Genomic DNA, 381 nt, shown 5'->3' with positions numbered 1-381 from the left:
TGGCTCATAACACCGCGATCCAGTTTTTTCTGTACGACAAACTTGTATACAAATGAGAGACCAACATTTTCAATGACAAGATTATGAACGGTATTGATGGTTCCGACTTCTACAAAAGAGGCGAAATTATGTATGTCCTGATTGTAACCGTGAAGAATAGAACGCAGATTGAGATAGGATTTTGAACCTTCTTCTCTGAAAATCAACCGATAGGGATTTAATTCTTTAAAATCTACGGTTTTTCCGGCCAGCGGATGAGTGGGAGCGCAGATGCAGATGGTTTCAGACTCGAATAATTCGTGACATTCATATTCTTCCGGTGGACAGTAGGTATCCACAATACAAGCCTGGATTCTTCCGTTTGCTAATTGAACTAACAAG

Annotated in this window: 1 protein-coding gene; it reads right to left on the bottom strand. The window is 40.2% G+C overall.

Features of this window, described 5'->3' with window-relative positions:
* The coding region (locus DWZ76_RS14880; RefSeq protein WP_207663660.1) for a substrate-binding domain-containing protein at positions 1-381 on the bottom strand (381 nt) is incomplete at both ends.

This window comes from Clostridium sp. AF35-15, from assembly GCF_003477745.1.
GTDB classification, from domain to species: Bacteria; Bacillota; Clostridia; order Lachnospirales; family Lachnospiraceae; genus Otoolea; species Otoolea fessa.
This window is presented reverse-complemented; position numbering and strand designations above follow the sequence as displayed.